The following is a 22,861-nucleotide window of genomic DNA, read 5'->3' as shown; positions in this document are numbered from 1 at the left end:
AGGTGGCCCCCGGCGCACCGCGCCGAGGGCCACCCTGTATCCGTCCGTGCTGCTACTTGATCCCGAGGAGCTGCTCCAGCGGGTCGATCGCGAAGTACACGAGGAAGAGCAGCGCGGTGCCCCACAGCAGCCAGTGCACCTCGCGCGCCTTGCCCATGGCGGCCTTGATGACGACGTAGGCGATGAAGCCCGCGCCGATGCCGTTGGTGATCGAGTACGTGAACGGCATGACGGCGATGGTGAGGAACGCCGGGATGGCGATCTCGTAGCGCTCCCAGTCGATGTGCTTGACCTGCGTCATCATCAGGAAGCCCACCGCGACGAGGGCGGGGGACGCGGCCTGGAGCGGCACGATCGTCAGCACAGGGGTGAGGAAGAGCGCGAGGGCGAACAGGCCGCCGGTGATGAGGTTGGCGAAACCGGTGCGGGCACCTTCACCGACACCCGCGGCGGACTCGATGTACGTGGTGGCCGACGACGAGGCCGAGGCACCGCCCGCGACGGCTGCCGCACCGTCGATCAGCAGGACGCGGCCCAGGCCGGGGACCTGGCCGCGCTCGTCGAGGAGTCCCGCCTCGGCGGTGACGCCGACGACCGTGCCCATCGTGTCGAAGAAGTCGGACAGGATGAGCGTGAAGATCAGCAGGACGACGGTCAGGATGCTGACTTGGCCGAACGCGCCCATCACGTCGAACTTGCCCAGAAGCCCGAAGTCGGGGGCCGCCACGGGGTTGCTGGGCAGGTCAGGGGAGGTCAGGCCCCAGTTCTTGACGGTGGCGAGCTGGTTGATGACGACGGCGACGACTGTCATCAGGGCGATGCTGATGAGGATGGCGCCGTTCACCTTGCGCGTGAGGAGGACGACCGTCAACAGCACGCCGAGGCAGAAGACCAGCATGGGCCAGCCCGTGAGGGTGCCGGTGCCGAGCTGGACGGGGACCGTGGTCTTGGCGGCGTCCGGGATACGGGTGACGAACCCGGCGTCCACGAAACCGATCAGGGCGATGAACAGGCCGATGCCCACACTGATCGCTTGTTTCAGCGGCTGCGGGATGGCGTGCATGATCGCTTCGCGCAGACCGGTCAGCACCAGGATGGAGATCAGCACGCCCTCGATGACGATGAGACCCATCGCATCGTCCCAGCTCATCAGCGGGGCGACCTGCACGGCGACGATCGCGTTGATGCCCAGACCGGCGGCCAGGGCGAGCGGCAGGTTGCCGCCCACACCCATGATCAGCGTCATCACGGCGGCCACCAGGGCGGTGGCGGTGGCCAGTTGCGTGGCGTCCAGCTGCTCGCCGAACTTGTCCTTGGCACTGCCGAGGATGATCGGGTTGAGTACGAGGATGTACGCCATGGTGAAGAATGTGGCGAACCCGCCGCGTATCTCCCGGCCGTATGTCGAGCCGCGTTCGCTGATGCGGAAGAACCGGTCGAACGCGCCGCCGGTTCTGGTGGGCGGCGCCCCTGCCGGGCTCGTCGTGCTGGTCTGCATGACTGCGTCTCCTGGACCTACAGGTAAGTGGGGAAAGCGGCAGTGCCGACGGGAGCGTGCGACGTGTAGTGGTGCGAACACGCATGCGGCACCGTGCGAGGCGGATCATACGCGGCAGTGCGTTTTAAACAATTAGTTGGCCCGCATCCCGTGGTTGCGGACCTCCCGCTACTCCTGTGGGTTCCTACAGAATCAGCCTCGACCTATCGAGCTAAACCGGGATGCAGGCGACAGCGGGCGTGGAGTTGCTCCACGTAACTCCTTACTCTCTGCCCGTGCATAGACCGCTCCCCTTCAACGCGCGCGCCGCCCGCATTCTGCGCGAGAAGCTCGGGATGGCCCCCGGCCACGTCGCCTACGGCATGCGGGCCTCGTACGGCATGACGCACGTCACTCCTGACCACATCACTGCATGGGAACGCGGCGCCGCACTGCCCACCGCCAACGAACTCACCGCGCTGGCCGGGGCCTTGTGGTGCTCGCCCGGCGAGCTGATGGGCCCGCCCCGCACCCTCCTCGAACACCGCCTGGCGCGCGGGAGGTCCGCCGAGGACGTCGCCCGCCTGGTCGGCATCGACCTCGGCGCCTACCGGCACATGGAAGAGACGGGGCGATGGGAGGGCGACAAGCGCCAGTCGGCCAACCTCAGCAGCGTCCTCGAACTCCCCGTGCGCGACTTCGTCGCCATCACCGGCCACGAGGAGGAACTGACCCGCCTGCTCACCGAGGCGATCTCGACCCGCTGGCAGGCCCACATCCGCTCCATCTCCAAGCTGATCGGGATCGACAAGCGTGAACTGCAGGGCCCCCTGCGGGACATGCACAACGAGTACCAGACGCTGATGGCCGCCACCCTCGGACGGAACACCAGTACCGCGGCCGCGGACGTCGGGCGCCGCTACCTCGACGAGATCCTCGAGCACTTCTGGTCGCGGCTCCCCGAGCGCTGACCCCGTTTCGCTGACCCGTCTCGTCGATCCCTATTAGCTGACCCTGCCTGCCCCGCCTCCCGGTCTCGCGCGCGGGACGCCGGCGACGCGCGACCGCGCTCAGCTGCCGCCGTCCGGCGGTACGGCCGTCGGGCAGCCTGGATCAGGCGTCGCAGCCGTTCCACGCGGGCCGCCGCGGATCGTCGGCGCGTACGAAGACGTCGGCGGCCTCCTGCGGGTCCGCCTCCTGCTCGTACCGGGCGAACGCGGGGAGCCTCCACCGCTCGTCCGGCTCCGACTGCCTCTCCAGCGCCCCGGCGGACAGCCCGAGATGCACGGACATGTCGAAGGGGAACCACCGGCCGAGCAGGAACGGCCCGTGCAGGAGCATCACGCCGCCCGGCGGGAGGCGTACCCGCGCGCTGCGGGTGGGACGGTCGGCGGCGGAGGTGCGCAGATCGGGCAGGACGAGGCCGTCGCCGCCCGGCTCCAGCGGATCGAAGACCTCCCGCCACAGCGCTCCGGTGTCGTACCACAGGTCGTAGTACGCGTCGGGGTCCCGTTTGCCGAACTCGTAGCGCAGCGAGGCGGCTCGCAGGAAGCCGTCCGCGGAGACGACGTGGACGGGCCTGCCGCGTACGCGCAGCGCCTCGGCGAGCCGCCCGGCCAGCGCACCCGGACGTGCGGGCGGCGCACCGTCGACGCCGACGCGGAGCCACGGCCGCTCCTCCCCCTCGGACGGGGTCCGTGCCGGAAGGTCCGCGATGCGGTCGGCGAGTGCCGCGGTCAGCCGCTCCCAGGTGATCGGTTCGAGTCGCACACGTCCATCGTCGCGCCCGCGGATACGGTCCGGGTGCCTGCCGCCGTACCCGGGCCCGCCCCGTGCGCGAGGCCTCCCCGGCGGCACGCCGCCTCCGGTTTCCCTATCCTGGTGCGGAGTGATCCACCGGCGTCGACTGGCTGACCACCGGAGGTGCCCGGCCCATGAACCGCAAGCGCGTGATCGTCTCCGGCGCGGTGCAGGGCGTCTTCTTCCGCGACACGTGCCGCCGCGAGGCGGCCTCCCAGGGCGTCGGCGGCTGGGTCCGCAACCTCCCGGACGGCACGGTGGAGGCGGCGTTCGAAGGCGCGGCCGACGCCGTCGGGCAGCTCGTCGACTGGGCGCACGACGGACCGCCCGCCGCGCGGGTGGACCAGGTGGTGGTACACGACGAGGCGCCCGAGGGCCTCTCCGGTTTCGAGGTCCGTCCCACTCCGCCGCCCGACGCGGTGCGGCACGATCCCGCTCCCCACGGCTCGCCCCCGCCGCAAGCGGGGCCGTGACGCGGTCCGGGGACCGGCCGCCGCACGCGGACGCCCCTGTGCCGACCCGCCCGGGGCTCCGCCTGCGGTTCGCCCCGGAGCTGCGTTTCCTCCTGGCCGTACGGCACCGCCGCGAGGACGAGGTCCTGGTACCGCATGACGGGACGTCCACGCTCGGCCACGTCGTGCAGTCCCTCGGCGTCCCGCTGACGGAGGTGGGTGAGCTGACCGCAGGAGGCCGGGCCCTCCGGCCGTCGCACCGTCCGCGAGGCGAGGAGACAGTGACCGTCTCGCCTGTACGCCGCCCGCAGGACCCGCGGTCCGTGCCGCACGGCGCCCCGCCGTCCTTCGTGCTCGACGTCCATCTGGGCGCGCTGGCCCGGCGTCTGCGCCTGCTCGGACTGGACGCCGCGTACCGCAACGACATGTCCGACCACGCGCTCGTGGAACAGGCGGGCGCCGAGCACCGGTTGCTGCTCACCCAGGACCGCGGGCTGCTGCAGCGGAGAGCGCTGTGGCTGGGCGCGTACGTGCGGGGGGCACGGCCGGACGCCCAGCTCCTCGACGTCCTGGACAGGTTCGCGCCGCCCCTCGCCCCGTGGACGCGCTGCATGGCGTGCAACGGACTGCTCACGCCCGTCCCGAAGGAGGAGATCGCCGGGCGGCTCCCTCCGGGGACGCGGCGTACGTACCGGTCGTTCATGCGCTGCCGTGACTGCGGGCGTCTCTACTGGCGCGGCGCGCACAGCGGAAGGCTGGAGGAGACCGTCGCCGCGGCACGCGCAGCGGTGACGGACGCGGCGCGGAGCGCGTCCCGTGGCACTCCGCGCGGTGGACCCCCCGTCCGGTGACGGGATCCGGGGAAGCAGCTGCGGGCCCGGCGCCGTCCGCTTCCCGCCCCGGTCTCCCCGGGAACGCACCCACGGACTCAACTGCCTTACGTAATAGGCAGGTTGATCCCGTCCAGGGCGCTCCCGCGGACATCCGGGTGTTACGTCCGCCTGATTCCTTCCGATACGAATCGGCGAAGAACCGTCCCGAGTGGGGCCTGTGTGCTGCACGATGCCGTATGGCCGCGACGGGTGCGGCCTTGACTCCACATGGGAGCTCCGATGAGAAGACGGGTCATAGCCGTGCACGGCGCAGCCGCAGTGATGCTCGCCGGTGTGCTCACGGCGATCCCGGTCACGGCGAACGCCGGGGCCGGGCAGCAGGACGGCGCGGGCGCCGCCGGTGCCGCGGACGCCGCGCTCAAGTGGAAGGACTGCGGCACGGAGAACTATCCGAAGCTGCAGTGCGCCACGCTCCGCGTACCGCTCGACCACGCGAAGCCCGGCGGCAGGAAGATCTCCCTCGCGCTGTCGCGTGTCGAGCACACAGCGGCGAAGTCGCAGGGCCCGCTGCTGGTCAACCCCGGCGGGCCGGGCGGCAGCGGACTGAGCCTCGCCGGCTTCGTCGCCGGCTCGCTGCCGAAGAAGGTGGCCGCGCAGTACGACGTCATCGGGTTCGACCCGCGCGGCGTCGGCAAGAGCGAACCCGCCCTGGACTGCGAACCGGGCTACTTCGACCCCGTGCGCCCCGACAGCGTGCCGCGCGGCGCGAAGGACGAGCGGGCGAACGTCAAGCGCGCGAAGGGCTTCGCCGACGCCTGCGGCGAGAAGTACGGCAAGCTGCTGCGCCACATCGACACGGTGAGCGCCGCCGAGGACATGGAATCGATCCGGCGCGCCCTCGGCAGCAAGAAGATCAACTACTTCGGCTACTCGTACGGCACCTACCTCGGCGCGGTGTACGCGAAGCTGCACCCCGAGCGGGTGCGCCGCGCGGTGCTGGACAGCGTCGTCGACCCCGACGGAGTCTGGTACGACAACAACATTGCCCAGGACCACGCCTTCGACGCCCGGCACAAGGCGTTCGCCGCGTGGGTCGCAGAACACGACGCGACGTACGGCCTCGGCACCGACCCGGCCGCCGTGGAGAAGGCCTGGTACGAGATGCGCGAGGCGGTGCGCGAGGAGCCCGCGGGCGGCAAGGTCGGCCCCGCCGAACTGGAGGACACCTTCCTGCCCGGCGGGTACTACAACGGCTACTGGCCGGACCTCGCCTCGGCCTTCGCCGCGTTCGTGAAGAAGGACGACGCGGAGCCGCTGGCCGAGGCGTACGACGCCTTCGCGGCCGTCGACGCAGAGGGAGACAACGGATACTCGGTCTACACCGCGGTGCAGTGCCGCGACACCTCCTGGCCGCGCGACTGGGGCACCTGGCGCCGGGACATGGCCGAGGCCCACGCCAAGTCGCCCTTCATGACCTGGAACAACGCCTGGTACAACGCACCTTGTGCGTTCTGGCCGACCGATTCGCTGAAGGCGCCCGGGGTTTCGAACAAGAAGCTGCCGCCGGTGCTGCTCTTCCAGGCCACCGAGGACGCGGCCACGCCGTACGGCGGCGGCGTCTCCATGCACCGCAAGCTGCGCGGCTCCAGCCTCGTCGTCGAGGAGGGCGGCGGCAACCACGGCATCACGCTCAGCGGCAGCGAATGCCTGGACGGCCACCTCTCGAAGTACCTCGCGACGGGCGAGGTTCCGCGCGGCAAGGGCAGCGGGGACGCGGACGCGGTCTGTGCCGCCCTGCCCGACCCGGAGCCGGTGAGCCCGGAAGCCGCCGAGTCGGCCGTGCCGACGCCGTACGGTCCGAAGAGCGGCGGCGGACGGTCGGCCGACCGCAGCGGCGCGGCACTCCACGAGCTGGTCGGCTTCCGGAGGTGAGTGCGTGAGTGCTCCGGGAGCGGGGCCGCTCCCGGAGCACTCCGGCTCCGCCGGCGAATAGCGGTCAACGGGAATCCCCGGCGCGTACACGCGATTTCGCGGACGGATTGTGGAACGCCCCCGGAATCGGCCACGGTTGACGCGAATTCGTTTCCGCCACGCCGGACGTTGTGGCGCCTCCGTACGCGACGGGCGCAGGTCTTGTGATGGGCCGCAGCGCCTCGCCGGGGGTTTCATAGGCTCTCCGGGTGCCGACTACATGCGAGTTTTCCGCGGATGCCGGTCAGCAAATTCGATTCGCTCTGCTCGGACCGCTCCAGGCGTGGCGCGGGGACGTCTGCCTGGAACTCGGCCCGGTCCGTGAACAGGCTCTCCTGACCGCCCTGCTGCTCCGGCCCGGCAGAACCGTCAGCCGGCAGCAATTGCTCGACGGGGGATGGGGTCCGGAACCCCCGGGCACCGGCGACAAAGTGATCCCCGTCTACGTGCACCGATTACGCCGCCGTCTTGACGCCGGCGGAAAAAGCCCGGCGGATTCCGTGATCGGCACGGTCCGCGGCGGCTACCGGTTCGCCCCGCGGAGCGCGTCCGTGGACGTGCAGCGATGCGAGGAGTTCACCGCCGAGGCCCGTTCGGCGAGGGATTCCGGAGATCTGGACGCCGCAGTGGACGCGTGGTCCGAGGCGCTGGGACTCTTCCGGGGCGAGCCCCTGACCGGAATCCCCGGGCCCTTCGCGGAAGGGGAGCGGCTGCGGCTTGCGGAGCGGCGGCTGACGCTGGTGCAGGAGAAGGCGCACTGCCAACTCCGGCTGGGACGGCACTCCGAGGCCGTCGGCGAACTGTTCTCCCTGACGACGACCCACCCGTACAACGAGGCGCTGGCCGCACTGCTCATGCGTGCCCTCCATGCCGGCAACCGGCAGGCCGACGCGCTCGGCGTCTACGCCACGATGCGCCGGCGCCTGCTGGACGACCAGGGGGTCGACCCCGGGGCCGAGCTGCGCCGGGTCCACGAGGCCGTCCTCCGGGGCGACGACGAGTTCCTGCTCGGCCCTGCGATGCCCCGTGGAAGGACGGCCCGACGTCCGGCCGCGGCAGGGCACTCGACGGAACGCCCGGGCCGCGCTGGGGAGCCGGGCGGCGGCCGGCCGCGCCGGGTACGCCACGAACTGCCCGTCGAGGCCGGCAACTTCACCGGCAGGGACCGGGAGGTCGCCCTCCTCGCCGCGCCCGGGGACGTGCGCGGGGTCACCGTCCGCGCGGTGGACGGCATGGCCGGAGTGGGGAAGACCGCCCTCGTGGTGCGGGCGGCTCGGTCGCTGCGGGACCAGTACCCCGACGGCTGCCTGTTCCTCGAGCTGCACGGACACCGGAAGGACCACGAGAGGGCGGGCAGGCAGCGGGTGCTGCGCCGGTTGCTGCGCGCCGTGGGCGCCGGCGAGGGGGAGGACTCCGGGGACCTGGACGAGCTGGCCGCGTCGTGGCGGGCGGCGACCGCGTCCCTCCGGCTGCTCCTCGTACTCGACGACGCCGCGAGCGCCGAACAGGTGCGGCCGCTGCTGCCCGCGGGCGCCGGCAGCATGGTGATGGTCACGAGCCGCCGGCGGCTGACAGGACTGGACGCGGACCGCAGGGTCTCGCTGTCACCTCTCGGCATCGACCACGCGGCCGGGCTCCTGGCCCGCATCGTCGGCGGCGACGGATCCGCCCGCGAGCGTCTGGCCGTACGGGAACTGGCCGTGCTGTGCGGCCGGCTCCCGCTGGCGCTGCGCATCATCGGGGCGCGGATACAGGACCGCCCGCTGTGGGAGGTGGAGGCCCTGGCGGCCCGCCTGGCGGACGACGAGCGCCGGCTCGACGAACTCGCGGTCGAGGACCGCAGCGTCGAAGCGGCGTTCCACGTCTCGTACGACCAGCTCCCGGACGCGGAGCGGCGTGCCTTCCGGGCCCTGGGCCTGTCGCCCACAGTCCGGCTGGACCGGCTGACGCCCGCCGCGATGCTCGGCTGCACACCGGGCGACGCCGAACGCCGCCTGGAGAGCCTGGCCGACGCCGGCCTGGTGCAGCGCGTGACGGCCGACCACTACCGGCTGCACGATCTGGCGGCGGTCTTCGCCAGGCGCCTCGCCGCCGCGTCCCCCGGCGAGGTCGCAGCGGGACGGAGAGGCGTCTTCCGGCTGTACGCGACCGCCGCCGGCTGCGCCAGCGACTGGAGCTCCTCCTTCTCCGCCGGACCGCCGGAGACCGGGCCCTTCGCCGACTGGGAGGAAGCGACGGCCTGGCTGGACGCCGCAGGCGGTGAGCTCGTCGACGTCGTCAGCCGGGCGGCCGCCGCCGGGCACTCGGACGACGCGTGCCGGATCGCCGAGGGCCTGGTCGACTACCTCACGCGGCAGGGGCGCTTCCACGAGTGCCGCATCGCGTTGGAGTCGCTGCTGCCCGTCGCCGGTCAGGCGTCGGGCGGACGTACGGCCTCCGCGCTGCGCACGAGCCTGGGCATCATGTACGGCCTGCAGGGCCGGTACCAGCAGGCCCGCGCCTGGTTCACGGAAGCCCTGGACATCAGCCGCCGGGCAGGCGACCCCCACGAGCAGGCCAGAGCCGCGGCCGGGCTGGGGACGTTCGCCAACCTGGAGGGGCGGATCGCCGAGTCCATGGCGCACTTCGCCCAAGTGGCCGGACTGATGGGGAAGTTCGAACACGACGGCTGGCTCACGGGCTCCGTCATGACCCGCGTCGGCGACATGCACCACCAGCTCGGGGAGTACGGCAAGGCGTACGACCGCTACATGGAGGCGATCGCCCTCGCCGAGAGGACGGGCAGCCCGCGGCTGCACGGCAAGACCCTGCTCCGCCTCGGCCTTCTGCAACTCGACCTCGGGCAGCCGGCCGACGCCGTCGGAACGCTGGGAAAGGCCGAGGACCTGGCCAGGCGCCTCGGGGACGTACCGCTCTACTCCGCGGTCCTCGGAAAGCTCTCCGCCGCCGAAGCGGACCTGGGCAACCACCGGGCGGCTGACGAACTCCTGCGCCGGTCACGCGCCGTACTGGACGAGGAGACCGGCACAGCTCCTGAGATCGCGATACGCCGTCGGCTGATCTGGCACGGCGTCGCAACCGAAGAGCTGGACGGCGCCCGCGACTTCTTCGAGCGGGCGACCCGTCTCCCCGCCGCCGACGCGAACCGGGCGAGACTCTCCCGCGTCCTGGACGGACTCGGACGCCGGCGAAAGCCGGACTGAACGGCGCGTAGCCGCCCGGTGGCCGCAGCCGGGCCCGGCCGGAGCGTGTCCGGCCGGGCCGCTGTCCCGTCCCCCTTCGGGATGTCGCAGGGCGGGATGTGCCGGACAGGGCCTACCGGGGGCCTCCGTCGGCGTTCCGCCACTGGACGCCGTTGGCCGGGGCGTCGGCGAGGGTCTGGGCGATGGCGTTCCCGGCCTCCGTGTACTTCGGGTGCAGGGTGATGTAGCCGGGTGCCTTCAGCAGGGACGCGTCGCAGATCGGGTCGCCTTCGATGCAGTACCGCGTGACCGGGATGCCGTTGAAGTCGTGCGGTCCGGCGCCGGGGGAGGTGAAGCCCGGCAGGCCCCATCCCCTCGGGATGTTGGCCGTGAGCCCGGTGCCGGGCTGCATCGGGTCGGCGTAGAGCTTGCCGTCGACCTTGGAGCGCGGAATGCCCGTGTCCTCGTTGGCGATCGTCTTGAGCACTTCGTCCGCGATCTGGGCACCCTGGGAGTAGCCCGTGATCGTGATACGGGCGTCCGGGTGCGCTCGGTGCGTCTCCTTGGCGACCCGCAGCGCCTCCTTGTACCCCTGCTGCACGCTGGAGTCGTAGCTCGGTGCGGTGAGGGCGTCGGGGTGGGGTTCGAGACCTTCGAGCAGCGGCCCGCTCGGGCCGATGAACGGGCCCGCGGTGGCCGGGTAGCACACCGGGATCGCGGCGGACCCGAGGTGGAGGGCCTCGTTCGCGGCGTCGTAGGAGTAGGTGCAGTGAGGCGCCGGCGGTGTCTTGCCGGTGCCGCCGATCTGAACGTAGTAGCGCTCTGCGTCGGCGGCGTGGGCGGCGGAGGGGAACGCGAGTGCCGTCCCGGCCGCCAACGCCGCTGTCACGGCCGCGATGCGCACAGCCCGTGCCATCCTGCTGGTCTTCGGCATTGCCTGATCTCCCCCTGTGGTGTGTACGTCCGGCAGCGAACACACCTGACGCTAGGGACGGCGCTTCACATCGCGATGACATCCCGATGACTGCGCAGGCGGGCCCCGGTGCGCGCCCGCAACAGCCCCGACGACAGGGGAGCTTCGGGCGGTGCGGCCGCGCCGTGTACCGCCCGGTCAGCCGCCTGCCAGCAAGGAGGTGAGGGCCGTGACGGGGTCGGCCTCCGACGGCCCTTCCGGCCACCAGTCGTCTCCGTGCCCGTGCTCGCCGCCCGTCCCCGGCCGGCCCTCGTTGCGGTACGGGTACCAGCGGCCATCCCTGCCGTAGCGCAACTGGCAGGAGCGGGTGGGGTCGGTGAGACGGTTGCGGTCGATCGACATGCGGGGCAGACCGGCCGCCGCGAACGCGCCGCGCGCCCGGTCGAAGTCGCCCGCCGGCGGGTTCCAGGCGGACTCCAGCAAGGCGGGCCCCTCCGCTCCCTGCCGCCACGCGGCGGCGGCCCGGGCCAGGCTGACAGGCGTGTGGCCGGTGCCCCGGGCGAGCTGCGCGAAGCGGGCCGAGAGCGTGCCGCGGCCGGTGAGTGCGGGGTGCGTGGCGGCCAGGCGGACCGCGTCGCGCTCCAGCGTCGGCGGCTGGAGAGAGCCGGGGTCGGTCAGCGCCAGGTAGGCGCGTTCGATCGCGCCGGTGGCCAGGAAGGAGAGCGCCGACGGGTCCTGGGCGCCCGGCAGTTCGGGCAGCACAGGTGGCTGCCCCGGTGCGGGAGGAGGCGGAAGGGGTTCCGGGAGCGGCGGGCGTACGGGAGTGGCCAGCGCCTCCCTGGCGAGCACACCGGCGGCCTGTCCGGGGCCCTGTCCGGACGTGCCTCCTCCGCCGCCGTCGGACGTCGCTCCGCCTGACCCTGCGGAGTTCGACGCTGCGGAGTTCGACGCTGCGGAGTTCAGTGGGGCGGAGTTCAGTGCGGCGTTCCGCCGGGCGAGTTCGTCCAGCAGCTCCTCCTCGCCGCGGCCCCGCACGAGGAGCAGCACGAACGGATCGGCGTCGAGGAAGCGGGCCGTCTGGTAGCAGAGGGCCGCCGCGTGCTTGCAGGGACGGCCGGCGTCCGGGCAGGAGCAGGACGGGTCGACCTCGCCCGAGCCGGGTAGCAGCCGCACTCCGGCGTCGGCCGCCGGTTCGGCGAGGGCGCGGGGCATCTCCTTGTCCAGCAGAGCGGCGATGTGGTCCGGCCGGGCGGTGACCGCGTCCAGGAACGCGTCCCACTCCCGGGCGGTGAGGACCGGCAGCCGGACCGTCGTCCGGTACGGGCGGGGGCGGCTGCCGCGCACCTGCGCCGCGATACGGCCCGGTGCGACGGTGATCGTGCCGACGTGACCGCCGCGAGCGTACGTACGGCCGCGCGACAGGCGTCCGGGCTCCAGCGACGATTCCTCCAGCGCCTCCACCCACGCGTTGCCCCACCACGTCTCCGCGAACGGGCCGCGGGCCCCGGGCCGGGGCGGCAGCGGTGCGAGGGCGCGGGTGCGCCGGCCCGGCACCGCCCCGGAGAGGCCGGCACGGTCCTCGCGCGGGTCTCGCGGATCGCGCGGGTCTCGCGGATCGCGCGGATCGCCCGGGGGGACCTGGTCTCGCGGGCCGGCGCTGCCGCCGGGCGGCCGTCCGGCACTCATGCGGTACGCCTCAGTCTGACGAGGTCGGCGAGTTCCGCGTCGCTCAGTTCGGACAGCGCTCCCTCCCCGCCGCCGAGCACCGCGTCCGCCAGCTCCTTCTTGGACTCCAGCAGCAGGGCGATGCGCTCCTCGACGGTGCCCTCCGTCACGAGCCGGTGGACCTGTACGGGCTGGGTCTGCCCGATGCGGTAGGCGCGGTCGGTGGCCTGGTCCTCGACGGCCGGGTTCCACCACCGGTCGTAGTGGACGACGTGCGAGGCCCGGGTGAGGTTCAGGCCCGTCCCGGCCGCCTTCAGCGACAGCAGGAACACCGGGCACAGGCCCTCCTGGAAGCGGCGCACCATCTCCTCCCGGCGCGGCACGGGCGTACCGCCGTGCAGCAGCTGCACGGGAACGCCGCGACGGCGGAGGTGGCGCTCGATGATGCGCGCCATCGCGACGTACTGCGTGAAGACGAGCACCGCACCGCCCTCGGCGAGGATGGTGTCCAGCAGTTCGTCCAGCAACTCCAGCTTGCCCGAACGGTTCTTCCAGACCGCCTGCTCCTCACCGCCCGGAGGCCCCGCCGCCTCCCTGAGGTACTGCGCCGGGTGGTTGCAGATCTGCTTCAGAGCCGTCAGCAGCTTCATCACCAGCCCCCGGCGTGCGATGCCCTCGGCCGCCTCGATCTGCGTGAGCGCCTCCCGTACGACGGCCGCGTACAGGCCCGCCTGTTCGCGTGCCAGCGCCACGGGGTGGTCGGTCTCGGTCTTGGGGGGAAGTTCGGGGACGATGCCCGGGTCGGACTTCCTGCGCCGCAGCAGGAACGGCCGCACCAGCCGCGCGAGCCGTTCCGTCGCCTCCTGGTCCTCGCCGCCTTCGACGGCCCTCGCGTGGCGGGACCTGAAGGCGGTGAGCGGGCCGAGCAGTCCCGGGGTGGTCCAGTCGAGGACGGCCCAGAGCTCGGAGAGGTTGTTCTCCGCCGGTGTGCCGGTGAGCGCCACGCGGGCGGGCGCGCGGAGGGTGCGCAGCGCGGCGGCCGTGGCGGAACGAGGGTTCTTCACGTGCTGCGCCTCGTCCGCGACGAGCAACCCCCAGCGGCGTTCGGCGAGTTCGGCGGCGCTGGCGCGCATCGTGCCGTAGGTGGTGAGCACGAACCCGCCCGCCTCCCCCGTGTCTTCGAGGCTGCGGTCGCTGCCGTGGAAGCGCCGCACCTCGACGCCGGGCGCGAAGCGTTCGATCTCACGCTGCCAGTTGCCGAGCAGCGAGGCAGGGCAGACGACGAGCGTCGGCGCGGGGTGCGCACGGCGCAGATGGAGCGCGATCAGCGTGACGGTCTTGCCCAGGCCCATGTCGTCGGCGAGGCAGCCGCCCAGCCCGAGCGAGGTCATCGTCTCCAGCCAGGCCAGGCCCCGCAGTTGGTACTCGCGCAAGTCGGCGTGGAGCCCTTCCGGAGGCGACGGCAGCGGAAGCCGCGCCGTCAGGCGGTCCCGGAGCGCCGCGAGAGCACCGGCCGGCACCGCCTCGACGGTCTCGCCGTCGACCTCGACGGTGCCGGAGAGAGCCGCCGACAGGGCATCGAGCGGGGCCAGCAGGCCGAGTTGGCGTTTGCGCGCCTTGCGGATGAGGGCGGGGTCGACCAGCACCCACTGGCCGCGCAGCCGGACGACGGGGCGGTGCGCCTCTGCGAGCGCGTCCATCTCGGACTCGGTCAGCTGCTCGCCGCCGAGTGCCAACTGCCAGCGGAAGTCGAGGAGTTCGTCCGCCTCGAAGAAGCCGAACCCGTCGGCCGCCGAACCGGGCGCGGGCCTGATCACCGCGGTGGCCGTCAGCTCACGCGCCAGGTCACGCGGCCAGTGCACGGCGACGCCCGCCGCGGCGAGCCGCGTCGCCGCACGGCCCAGCAGGTCGGCCACCTCCTCCTCGGACAGCGGCAGTACGTCCGGCACGGGCCGCTCCAGCAGCCGCCCCAGCGGGGGCCAGACGCGCGCGGCGCGGCGCACCGCCAGCAGCGCGTCCATGCGGGACCGCGGCCCGAAGTCACCCGCTCCGGACCAGAGTTCGGCCGCGTCCGCGACGAGGGTGGGCTCGGCGAGGCTGTGCACCTGCACGACGGCGGCGGATCTGCGCTCCTGCCCGACGGGCAGGGGCACCTCCCCCTCGTCACCCCCGGCGGCCACGCCCCGGCCGGCGCTCCCGCCCGCGCCCGGGCTCCCGTCCGGGCCGGCGTCGAAGACGTCGTGCGCCGCCAGGTCGAGGCGCAGCGAGATCCGCACCCCCGCGTCCATGCCCGCCGCCACCTCGGCCGCCCACTCGCGCGCGTGGGGGAGCCGCTGCGGGGCTCGGGCTGCGAAGGGGCCGCCTGCGGCGTGGGGCGCGGCCGGAGTGCGGGGCAGGGTGTCTGCCACCGCGTCGAGGAAGGCGCGCAGCAGCGAGAGGGGGTCGGGGAGCCGCAACGGCCTGCTGCCGGGGACGGGCACGGCGTGGGCCTCGGCGTGCATGGCCGCGGCGATCGCGCGGAGGTGCGCGGTGTCGCCGGCGTCGAAGGGCCCGGTCCGCCACTCGTCGACGTCGCCTTCGGACAGTCCCGGCAGGATCCGGCCCCTGGCGAGCAGTTGCAGCGCGTGCTGGGCGGCGGCGCCCCAGCACGCCGTGGCGGGATGCGCGCCGCGTACGTGCCGGGCCCGCAGCAGCAGCGGCAGCACGGCGGACACGGGGAAGGTCACCGACGGGACCGTACGGACGCGGGCGCTCCTGCCGTGCCGGCGGGCGATGGTCAGGGGCGAGGAGGCCCCGCTCCCGGAAGCGGCCTCGTGCGCGGCCCGGTCCGGGCCGGAGGGTTCCGCCGCGTGCCGGGCGAGTTCGGGCAGCGGCCCGCCGTCCGGTCGCCAGAAGGCGAGCCTGCCCTCCCGTGAAGGCCGCCCAGGGAGGAAGACGCCCGCGCACCGCGCGAGCCCGTCCTCCGGGAGCAGCTCCATGCGCGTCACGTCTCCGCTCCTCGTGCCGGCCGCGGACGTGGTCCGCGCCCTCGTGCTGTGCCGGACGACCGTGCGCTCCCCTGCGGCGCACGGTCCCCCACCGGACCCGGCCGAGTCTAGGCGGGGCCGCCGACAACGCTCCCGCACGTCTCTGACCAGCACGTACCGCCGGAAAAGGGGAGGCGCGGACGCTCACCGTGTTGCTACGGTCACCCCATGCCGACAAGCGACGACCGGGGACGGGCGCCCGTGACGCCCGACGACGTGCGGCAGTCCGTGGGGCTCGCCTCGGCGGCCCTGACCGGGGCGGCGTCCGCGGACTGGCGGGTGCGGGCGGGCTCCCTGGAGTGGAGCTGCTGGGACACCGTCGAGCATCTCGCCGACGACTACTTCGGCTACGCGGCCCAACTGGGGCCGCGGAGGCCGCCGTTGAGTTCAGGCGTGCCGTTCGCCTACACGCCCCGGGAGGCGGGCGGCCCGGGCAACACCGTCACCGCGGACCTCGACGCAGGCAACGAGGGGCTCGTCCAGGTCCTGGAGGCGTGCGGCGCCATGCTGGAGGCGATGGTCCGCACGGCTCCCGCCGAGGTGCGCGCCTGGCATCCCTACGGCGTCTCGGACCCGGAAGGGTTCGCGGCGATGGGCATCGTGGAGACCCTCGTGCACCTGCACGACGTGGCACAGGGCCTCGGCTTCCCCTGGGACCCGCCTGCCGGACTGTGCGAGCGGGTCCTGCACCGCCTCTTCCGCGACGTGCGGACGGACGCCGCTCCGTGGCCCTCGCTGCTGTGGGCCACGGGCCGTTCGGAGCTGCCGGGCCTCCCGCGCCGCACGTCATGGCGCTGGGACGGCACCCCGCTCCCGGCGGACGCGCCCCTCCCCCAGGCCCGTCAGGGCGAAGCACCCGCCCCGGGCTGACGTCCGCGCGTCACGGTGTGCGGTGCGGCGGCAGCCGGACGACGTGGCAAGAGCCCGCCGCCGTCCCCCGCCCCACGGCAAGATGGTGGGATGCAGCCGACGCCGACGCCGCCAGCGCTCCTCCTCGACGTGGACGGCCCGCTCAACCCCTTCGCCAACCGGTGGCGCCGGCGCCTGCGCTGGCGCCCCCGCGGCTACACCGCCCACCGCTGCAAGCCGGACGACTGGGTGGCACGGCACGCCCCTCTGCCCGAGGAGGAGGTGGCACCGCTGCGCGTCTGGCTCAACCCGGCGCACGGGCCCCAACTGGCCGCCCTTCCTTATGACTTGGTCTGGGCGACGACGTGGATGCACGGCGCCAACAAGCACATCGGACCGGTGATCGGCCTCCCGAACCTGCCCGTCATCGAGTGGAGCGAGCTCTTCAAACCCGGGCCCGACGGCGCCCACTGGAAGGCGCCCCAGATCGTCGCGTGGGCGCGGGGACGCCCCTTCGCCTGGGTCGACGACGGGATCACGGCGCACGACGAGCGCTACGTCGCCGCTCACCATGACGGCCCGGCGCTGCTGCACTGGGTGGACCCGGCCCGCGGGCTGCGCGCCCCGGACTTCGCCGTCCTGCGCGAGTGGGCGGAGAAGCAGGCCCGCTGAAACCCGCCAGGCGGATGCCCCTACCCGGCGGGCCCGCGGAGACCCGAAAGGCAGGCTCAGAGCACCCAGGTCACGTAGAGGCTCACGGCCGCTCCCCCGGCGCCGCCGGCCATCATGTACTTCAGCACCCGCGCCGCCCCGGTCCCGCGGATGCTGGCGCCGACAGCGGCGGCCTGGCCTCTGCCCGGGAATATCCCGGTCGCGGCGAAAGGGATGCCCAGAGCGGCGACGATCCAGGCGAAGAAGAACAGGGCGATCCAGCGTGCGGTCTCCCCGGCACCGCTCGGAAGGTAGCCCCGCCCGGTCTGCTGTACGGCGATTTCCTGCCCGGCCTTCAGAGCCCGGGGCACCACCGCGTCCGGCACGGCGCGAGTGCCGTCATCCGGGCGGAACGTGCCGGAGCAGACGACCTTGTCGCTGCTGCGCCCCGACCCGTGCTCCGTCCAGCACCGCTCCACGGTGACGGTGCCGGGCCGTCCGGCCAGACCGGCCGTGTGGGCGATGTTGTAGGCCGCTATGCCGACGCAGACCGCTGCGAGGACGAAGAACAGCCCGCCGAAGACCCGCCCCTTCCAGCTGGGAACGGGGAGCGGCGCGAACGTCCCCGCACCACCCAGCTCCAGTTCCGGGCCCGCTGCTCCCGCACCACCGAAGAACCGCCCCATGCCCTGCCCCCCTGCCGCGCGCCCCTACGGCGCCGCGCCTTCTGTACTCCCCGCACGGTCCTGCCCCGCGACCGCCCGGAGCGGTCGCCCGGACACCCTAGCCACAGGGCGCCCGGGCGCCGTAAGGGAGGGCGCCCGGGCGCCGTAAGGAGGGCGCCGGTCGGGCCGGACGGTCCTCCTGCCGGGCCGGACCGCTGGAGGCCGACGGCGCGGCAGCAGCAGCTCAGGTGGGCTGCGGGGGATCGAAGGCGGCCGCCTCGACGAAGTCGGGCCGCGGGTCGAGCGCCGCGGCGAGCCGGAAGTGCCGGCGGGCCTCGTCGGCACGGTTGGCACGCTGGAGAGTGCGGCCCAGCGCGAAGTGGGCGAAGGCGTTGTCGGGCTCGCGCTCCAGAACGGTCTGGAACTCCATTTCCGCCGGGCGCAGTTGCGCCCCGAGGAAGAAGGCGCGCGCCCGCAGCAGCCGCGCCGCGGTGTTCTCGGGGTGTGCTGCGACGACCGTGTCGAGCAGTTTGAGCGCACCTCGCGGGTCGCGGGCGTCGAGCAGCTGCTCGGCGGCGCGGAACTCGATGACCAGGGTCTCGGGGGTGGCCTCGGACACGATGGCTGCCTCCTCACCGGTGCCGGTGACAGTTGCGGCTCACGGGCGCGGGAACGCCCCCGTCCCCTTCACGTATTCCCTGCCGCAACCGTGCGCACTCTGCTCCCACCGGAGCGGGCTACGTCAGGGGCGCGGCGCCGCCGCCCGCCCGCGCAGCTCCTCCCACACCTCGAGGACCCGGGCCTCCAGGTCCTCGAGCGTGCCGTCGTTGTCGATCACGATGTCGGCGACGGCGAGCCGCTCGGCGCGCGTCGCCTGTGCCGCCATCCGGGCGGCGGCCTCTTCCCGGGACATGCCGCGGACACGCGTCAGCCGCTCGAGCTGCGTCCCCGGCGAGGCGTCGACGACCACGACGAGGTCGTAGAGGGGGGCGAGCCCGTTCTCCGCGATCAGCGGTACGTCGTGGACGACCACGGCGGCGCTCTCCGCCCCTCCGGCCCTCTCCTCCTCGGCGGCCTCCCGCTCCAGCTCCGCGGAGCGCTCGCCGACGAGGGGGTGGACGATGGCGTTCAGCGCGGCCAGCCGGTCGGAGTCGGCGAAGACGACCGATCCGAGCCTCTGGCGGTCGAGGGTGCCCTCGGGTGTGAGGATCTCGGCTCCGAACTCCTCGACCACGGCGGCGAGTCCGGGCGTTCCCGGCTCCACGACCTCGCGGGCGATCCTGTCCGCGTCGACGATCACGGCGCCGTAGGAGTCGAGCAGCCGTGAGACCTCGCTCTTGCCCGCGCCGATTCCGCCCGTCAGTCCGACCTTCAGCATGCGTGCCACGCTATACGCTGCGTGCCGGCCCGCCGGTGCCGGCCGGGGAGAGGCGGGACGAGTGTCAGCGGCCCGTGCCGCCCGCGCTTCCGCCCTCGCCCTCACGTTCGGCGAGGAAGCGCTCGAAGACCGCCCCCAGCTCGTCGGCCGACGGCAGTTCGCTCGGCTCCGCGACCAGGCTGCCGCGGGTCTCCGCGCCGGCGAGAGCGTCGTACTGCTGCTCCAGGCCGCGGACGACGGACACCAGGTCGTCGTCGCCCTCGGCGAGCTGACGTTCGATCTCGTCCTGGGTCTTCAGCGCTTCCGTGCGCAGGGCGTGCGCGACCTCGGGGAGCACCAGCCCGGTCGCGGACGTGACGGCGTCCACGATGACGACGGCGGCGTCCGGATAGCTGGAGCGCGCGACGTAGTGCGGCACGTGCGCGACCACTCCCAGCACGTCGACGCCCGCCTCCGCGAGCCGCAGCTCGATCAACCCGGCGGCGCTGCCGGGGACTTCGGCCTCCTCGAAGAGCGGACGGTGCCCGGGCACCAGGTCCGTGCGCGTGCCGTGCGGGGTGAGCCCCACGGGACGGGTGTGGGGCACCCCCATGGGGATGCCGTGGAAGTTGACGGCCATGCGCACGTCCAGACGCCCGGTGATCTCCCGCACGGCTGCCGTGAACCCCTCCCACTGCACGTCCGGTTCGGGCCCGGACAGCAGCAGGAACGGCACGCCGGTGGCGTCGCGCATCAGGAGCAGCTCCAGACGAGGCGTGTCGTAGGAGACCCACCGGTCGCGGCGGAACGTCATCGCGGGGCGGCGCGCGCGGTAGTCCACGAGCCGGTCGGTGTCGAACCGGGCGACGGTCACGTAGGGCTGGCTCGCCTTCAGCCGCTCGACGATCTGCTCACCGGCCTCGCCCGCGTCCATGTACCCCTGGAAGTGGTAGAGCATCACCAGACCGGCACCGTCCGGGTCTTCGATGACGGCGTCGACCGCTTCGAGTCCGCTCTCGTCCCACGTGTACATCTTCTGCCCACTGTGCGATGCGTGCACTGCTGGCGCCCCTTCTCGTCGCGTTCCTCTCGCACAACGGCCGACGGGGCTCCGCGCATTCCCGCCGCGCTCCCCCGGGCACCGCACCGGTCCCCGGCGCGGGCCCCGGCGAGGTGCGAAGTCCGCGCACACGAAGGTGGGGCCCGCTCCCGAAGGAGCGGACCCCACCTCGACTGCTTCAGCTACCGCTCAGCGGTGAGCACTCAGCTCTGGCCGCCTGCGAGCTTCTCGCGGAGGGCCGCCAGCGCCTCGTCGGAGGCGAGAGCACCGGCGTCCTCGTTCGACTCCGAGGAGTACGAGCCGCCGGAACCGCCGGCCTGGCCGCCACCGCCGCCGCCCTGCTGCGGCTGAGCGTTGCCGCCGCCACCGCCGGCGCCCTCGGCCGCCGCCTGCTCGTCGGCCTCGCGGGACTTGATGACCTGCGCCTGGTGCTGCTCGAAGCGCTGCTGCGCCTCGGCGTACTGGCGCTCCCACTCCTCGCGCTGCTTCTCGTACCCCTCCAGCCAGTCGTTGGCCTCGGGGTCGAAGCCCTCGGGGTAGATGTAGTTGCCCTGGTCGTCGTACGACGCGGCCATGCCGTACAGCGTCGGGTCGAAGTCGACCGCCGTCGGGTCGGCACCGAAGGACTCGTTGGCCTGCTTCAGCGAGAGGCTGATGCGGCGGCGCTCGAGGTCGATGTCGATGACCTTGACGAAGATCTCGTCGTTGACCTGGACGACCTGCTCCGGGATCTCCACGTGGCGCTCGGCCAGCTCGGAGATGTGGACCAGGCCCTCGATGCCCTCGTCCACGCGGACGAACGCACCGAACGGAACCAGCTTCGTGACCTTGCCGGGCACGACCTGGCCGATCTGGTGCGTGCGGGCGAACTGCTGCCACGGGTCTTCCTGCGTGGCCTTCAGCGACAGCGAGACGCGCTCGCGGTCCATGTCGACGTCCAGGACCTCGACCGTGACCTCCTGGCCGACCTCGACGACCTCGGAGGGGTGGTCGATGTGCTTCCAGGACAGCTCGGAGACGTGGACCAGACCGTCGACGCCGCCGAGGTCGACGAAGGCGCCGAAGTTGACGATGGAGGAGACGACGCCGGAGCGCACCTGGCCCTTCTGGAGGGTGGTGAGGAAGGTCTGGCGGACCTCGCTCTGCGTCTGCTCCAGCCAGGCACGGCGGGAGAGAACCACGTTGTTGCGGTTCTTGTCGAGCTCGATGATCTTGGCTTCGAGCTCCTTGCCGACGTACGGCTGCAGGTCGCGGACCCGGCGCATCTCCACGAGGGAGGCGGGGAGGAAGCCGCGGAGGCCGATGTCGAGGATGAGGCCGCCCTTGACGACCTCGATGACGGTGCCGGTGACGATGCCGTCTTCTTCCTTGATCTTCTCGATCGTGCCCCAGGCGCGCTCGTACTGCGCGCGCTTCTTGGAGAGGATCAGGCGGCCTTCCTTGTCCTCCTTCTGGAGAACCAGGGCCTCGATCTCGTCGCCGACGGCGACGACCTCGTTGGGGTCGACGTCGTGCTTGATCGACAGCTCACGGGAAGGGATGACACCTTCGGTTTTGTAACCGATGTCGAGCAGGACCTCGTCCCGGTCGACCTTCACGATGACGCCGTCGACGATGTCGCCGTCGTTGAAGTACTTGATCGTCTCGTCGATCGCGGCGAGGAAGGCTTCCTCGGAACCGATGTCGTTTACCGCAACCTGCGGAGTGGTGGCGGTGGTCTCGGTGCTGCTCGTCATGTGTGAAAGGGTCTCCGGTACGGACATGAAGTCGTAGGTACTGCCACGCCGAGAGCCCGTTATCGCACCGCGCATGCAAGCCAGCCGGACACAGCCTTGAGAGCTACAAACCCGAGGGGATACACCACCGATGCGAGCGCGGCCTGCTCCGTCCGAGGCACGCAGGCCCGCAGCGCAACTTGTAGCATACGGGGGCCGCTGGGCATGGTCAATGCGCGAAAGAGCACAGCAGGGGTGGAACGTCCCATAACCGGCGCGTCCCGTCGCGATCCGCGCCTCCGTCACGCTTCCAGCGCCCCCCGGAGAGCCTGACGAGGGGGCCCGGCCCCGGCAAGTCTCCCTGACAAGAGTCCGAGAGTGAGAGAACGACGGCTGGCGTGATGACCGAAGACGGCGGGCCCGAGCCCGCAGCGGTGCGGCGGGCCGCCGGAACCGCCGAGAGCAGCCGCGCCAACCGGCACTGGTGGGACGGGAACGCCGACGAGTACCAGGACGAGCACGGCGCCTTCCTCGGTGACGCCCGGTTCGTGTGGTGCCCCGAGGGCCTGGACGAGGAGCGGGCCCGCCTGCTCGGGCCGCCGGCGTCGCTGCGCGGCCGCCGGATCCTGGAGGTCGGCGCCGGAGCGGCCCAGTGCTCGCGCTGGCTGGCCGCGCAGGGCGCACACCCCGTCGCTCTCGACATCTCGCACCGGCAGCTGCAGCACGCGTTGCGCATCGACGACTCCCAGGACCGGCCGGCGCTTCCCCTCGTGGAGGCCGACGCCTGCGCGCTGCCCTTCGCGGACGGCTCGTTCGACCTGGCGTGCTCCGCGTTCGGGGCGCTGCCGTTCGTGGCGGAGCCGGTACGCGTACTGCGGGAGGTGCGGCGCGTGCTGCGTCCCGGCGGGCGCTTCGTCTTCTCCGTCACCCACCCCTTCCGCTGGGCGCTTCCGGACGAGCCGGGTCCCGAGGGCCTGACCGTGCTCTCGTCCTACTTCGACAGGACGCCCTACGTGGAGGAGGACGAGGCGGGGCGCGCCGTGTACGTCGAGCACCACCGCACCATGGGCGACCGTGTGCGGGACGTAGTCGGCGCCGGGTTGAGGCTCCTCGACGTCGTCGAACCGGAGTGGCCCGACTGGAACGAGCAGGAGTGGGGCGGCTGGTCGCCGCTGCGCGGGCGCCTCGTGCCGGGCACGGCCGTCTTCGTGTGCGAGCGCGAGGCGCCGCACGGGCAGGGTTAGC

General features: G+C 72.8%; 18 protein-coding genes. 8 read left to right on the top strand and 10 right to left on the bottom strand.

Features of this window, described 5'->3' with window-relative positions; translation table 11 throughout:
• Window positions 1–52 precede the first annotated feature (52 nt).
• Complete coding sequence (locus tag H181DRAFT_RS11605; protein ID WP_045864253.1) at window positions 53–1,498, bottom strand: NCS2 family permease; 1,446 nt, start codon at window positions 1,496–1,498, stop codon at window positions 53–55.
• Window positions 1,499–1,773: 275 nt separating this feature from the next.
• Between H181DRAFT_RS11605 and H181DRAFT_RS11600 the strand changes: the two genes are divergently transcribed.
• A complete protein-coding gene (locus tag H181DRAFT_RS11600) occupies window positions 1,774–2,448 on the top strand; it encodes a helix-turn-helix domain-containing protein (RefSeq protein ID WP_078895669.1) in 675 nt (224 codons plus the stop codon).
• A 142-nt stretch (window positions 2,449–2,590) separates the two neighbouring features.
• Here H181DRAFT_RS11600 and H181DRAFT_RS11595 read toward each other — a convergent pair whose 3' ends face one another.
• Window positions 2,591–3,247: a nucleoside/nucleotide kinase family protein gene (locus H181DRAFT_RS11595; protein ID WP_045864251.1), complete on the bottom strand. Its 657-nt coding sequence runs from the start codon at window positions 3,245–3,247 to the stop codon at window positions 2,591–2,593.
• Between the two features lie 164 nt (window positions 3,248–3,411).
• Here H181DRAFT_RS11595 and H181DRAFT_RS11590 point away from each other — a divergent pair, with 164 nt between their 5' ends.
• The 4 genes from H181DRAFT_RS11590 (at window position 3,412) to H181DRAFT_RS11575 (ending at window position 9,736) form a co-directional block, all read left to right on the top strand.
• The gene (locus H181DRAFT_RS11590; RefSeq protein WP_074467815.1) at window positions 3,412–3,750 is read left to right on the top strand and encodes an acylphosphatase; all 339 of its coding nucleotides are present in this window, start codon (window positions 3,412–3,414) and stop codon (window positions 3,748–3,750) included.
• Between the two features lie 38 nt (window positions 3,751–3,788).
• On the top strand, window positions 3,789–4,580 hold the full coding sequence (locus tag H181DRAFT_RS11585) for a Mut7-C RNAse domain-containing protein (protein ID WP_045864250.1): 792 nt from the start codon (window positions 3,789–3,791) through the stop codon (window positions 4,578–4,580).
• A 261-nt stretch (window positions 4,581–4,841) separates the two neighbouring features.
• The gene (locus H181DRAFT_RS11580) at window positions 4,842–6,494 is read left to right on the top strand and encodes an alpha/beta hydrolase (RefSeq protein WP_045864249.1); all 1,653 of its coding nucleotides are present in this window, start codon (window positions 4,842–4,844) and stop codon (window positions 6,492–6,494) included.
• Window positions 6,495–6,742: 248 nt separating this feature from the next.
• The gene (locus tag H181DRAFT_RS11575; protein ID WP_045864248.1) at window positions 6,743–9,736 is read left to right on the top strand and encodes an AfsR/SARP family transcriptional regulator; all 2,994 of its coding nucleotides are present in this window, start codon (window positions 6,743–6,745) and stop codon (window positions 9,734–9,736) included.
• A 112-nt stretch (window positions 9,737–9,848) separates the two neighbouring features.
• Here the strand turns inward: H181DRAFT_RS11575 and H181DRAFT_RS11570 are convergent, their stop codons facing one another.
• The 3 genes from H181DRAFT_RS11570 to H181DRAFT_RS11560 form a co-directional block, all read right to left on the bottom strand.
• Window positions 9,849–10,649 (bottom strand): cutinase family protein, encoded by an 801-nt coding sequence (locus H181DRAFT_RS11570; RefSeq protein WP_045864247.1) that lies wholly within the window; start codon window positions 10,647–10,649, stop codon window positions 9,849–9,851.
• Window positions 10,650–10,826: 177 nt separating this feature from the next.
• On the bottom strand, window positions 10,827–12,314 hold the full coding sequence (locus H181DRAFT_RS11565) for an SWIM zinc finger family protein (protein WP_078895668.1): 1,488 nt from the start codon (window positions 12,312–12,314) through the stop codon (window positions 10,827–10,829).
• On the bottom strand, window positions 12,311–15,271 hold the full coding sequence (locus tag H181DRAFT_RS11560) for a DEAD/DEAH box helicase (RefSeq protein WP_045864425.1): 2,961 nt from the start codon (window positions 15,269–15,271) through the stop codon (window positions 12,311–12,313). Before H181DRAFT_RS11560 ends, H181DRAFT_RS11565 begins: the two co-directional genes overlap by 4 nt.
• Before the next feature lie 216 nt (window positions 15,272–15,487).
• Here H181DRAFT_RS11560 and H181DRAFT_RS11555 point away from each other — a divergent pair, with 216 nt between their 5' ends.
• Window positions 15,488–16,189 (top strand): DinB family protein, encoded by a 702-nt coding sequence (locus tag H181DRAFT_RS11555; protein ID WP_045864245.1) that lies wholly within the window; start codon window positions 15,488–15,490, stop codon window positions 16,187–16,189.
• A 90-nt stretch (window positions 16,190–16,279) separates the two neighbouring features.
• Window positions 16,280–16,840 (top strand): hypothetical protein, encoded by a 561-nt coding sequence (locus H181DRAFT_RS11550; protein ID WP_045864244.1) that lies wholly within the window; start codon window positions 16,280–16,282, stop codon window positions 16,838–16,840.
• 56 nt (window positions 16,841–16,896) lie between these two features.
• Here H181DRAFT_RS11550 and H181DRAFT_RS11545 read toward each other — a convergent pair whose 3' ends face one another.
• The 5 genes from H181DRAFT_RS11545 to rpsA form a co-directional block, all read right to left on the bottom strand.
• Entirely contained in the window at window positions 16,897–17,505 is a 609-nt protein-coding gene (locus H181DRAFT_RS11545; RefSeq protein ID WP_045864243.1) for a hypothetical protein, read from the bottom strand.
• A 223-nt stretch (window positions 17,506–17,728) separates the two neighbouring features.
• Window positions 17,729–18,103 carry a tetratricopeptide repeat protein gene (locus tag H181DRAFT_RS11540; RefSeq protein ID WP_045864242.1) on the bottom strand — a complete coding sequence of 125 codons (375 nt, stop codon included), beginning with the start codon at window positions 18,101–18,103 and terminating at the stop codon, window positions 17,729–17,731.
• Window positions 18,104–18,226: 123 nt separating this feature from the next.
• Complete coding sequence (coaE, locus tag H181DRAFT_RS11535) at window positions 18,227–18,862, bottom strand: dephospho-CoA kinase (protein WP_045864241.1); 636 nt, start codon at window positions 18,860–18,862, stop codon at window positions 18,227–18,229.
• Between the two features lie 64 nt (window positions 18,863–18,926).
• Window positions 18,927–19,874: a PAC2 family protein gene (locus H181DRAFT_RS11530; protein ID WP_045864424.1), complete on the bottom strand. Its 948-nt coding sequence runs from the start codon at window positions 19,872–19,874 to the stop codon at window positions 18,927–18,929.
• A 230-nt stretch (window positions 19,875–20,104) separates the two neighbouring features.
• Complete coding sequence (rpsA, locus tag H181DRAFT_RS11525; protein WP_045864240.1) at window positions 20,105–21,637, bottom strand: 30S ribosomal protein S1; 1,533 nt, start codon at window positions 21,635–21,637, stop codon at window positions 20,105–20,107.
• A 380-nt stretch (window positions 21,638–22,017) separates the two neighbouring features.
• On the opposite strand from rpsA, the gene H181DRAFT_RS11520 reads away from it, so the two are divergent.
• Complete coding sequence (locus tag H181DRAFT_RS11520) at window positions 22,018–22,860, top strand: class I SAM-dependent methyltransferase (RefSeq protein ID WP_045864239.1); 843 nt, start codon at window positions 22,018–22,020, stop codon at window positions 22,858–22,860.
• The last annotated feature ends 1 nt before the right edge of the window (window position 22,861 follow it).

Source organism: Streptomyces sp. WMMB 714 (genome assembly GCF_900090125.1).
Taxonomy (GTDB): Bacteria; Actinomycetota; Actinomycetes; order Streptomycetales; family Streptomycetaceae; genus Streptomyces; species Streptomyces daqingensis.
The sequence above is the reverse complement of the archived record's forward strand: the minus strand, read 5'-3'. Positions and strand labels throughout refer to the sequence as shown.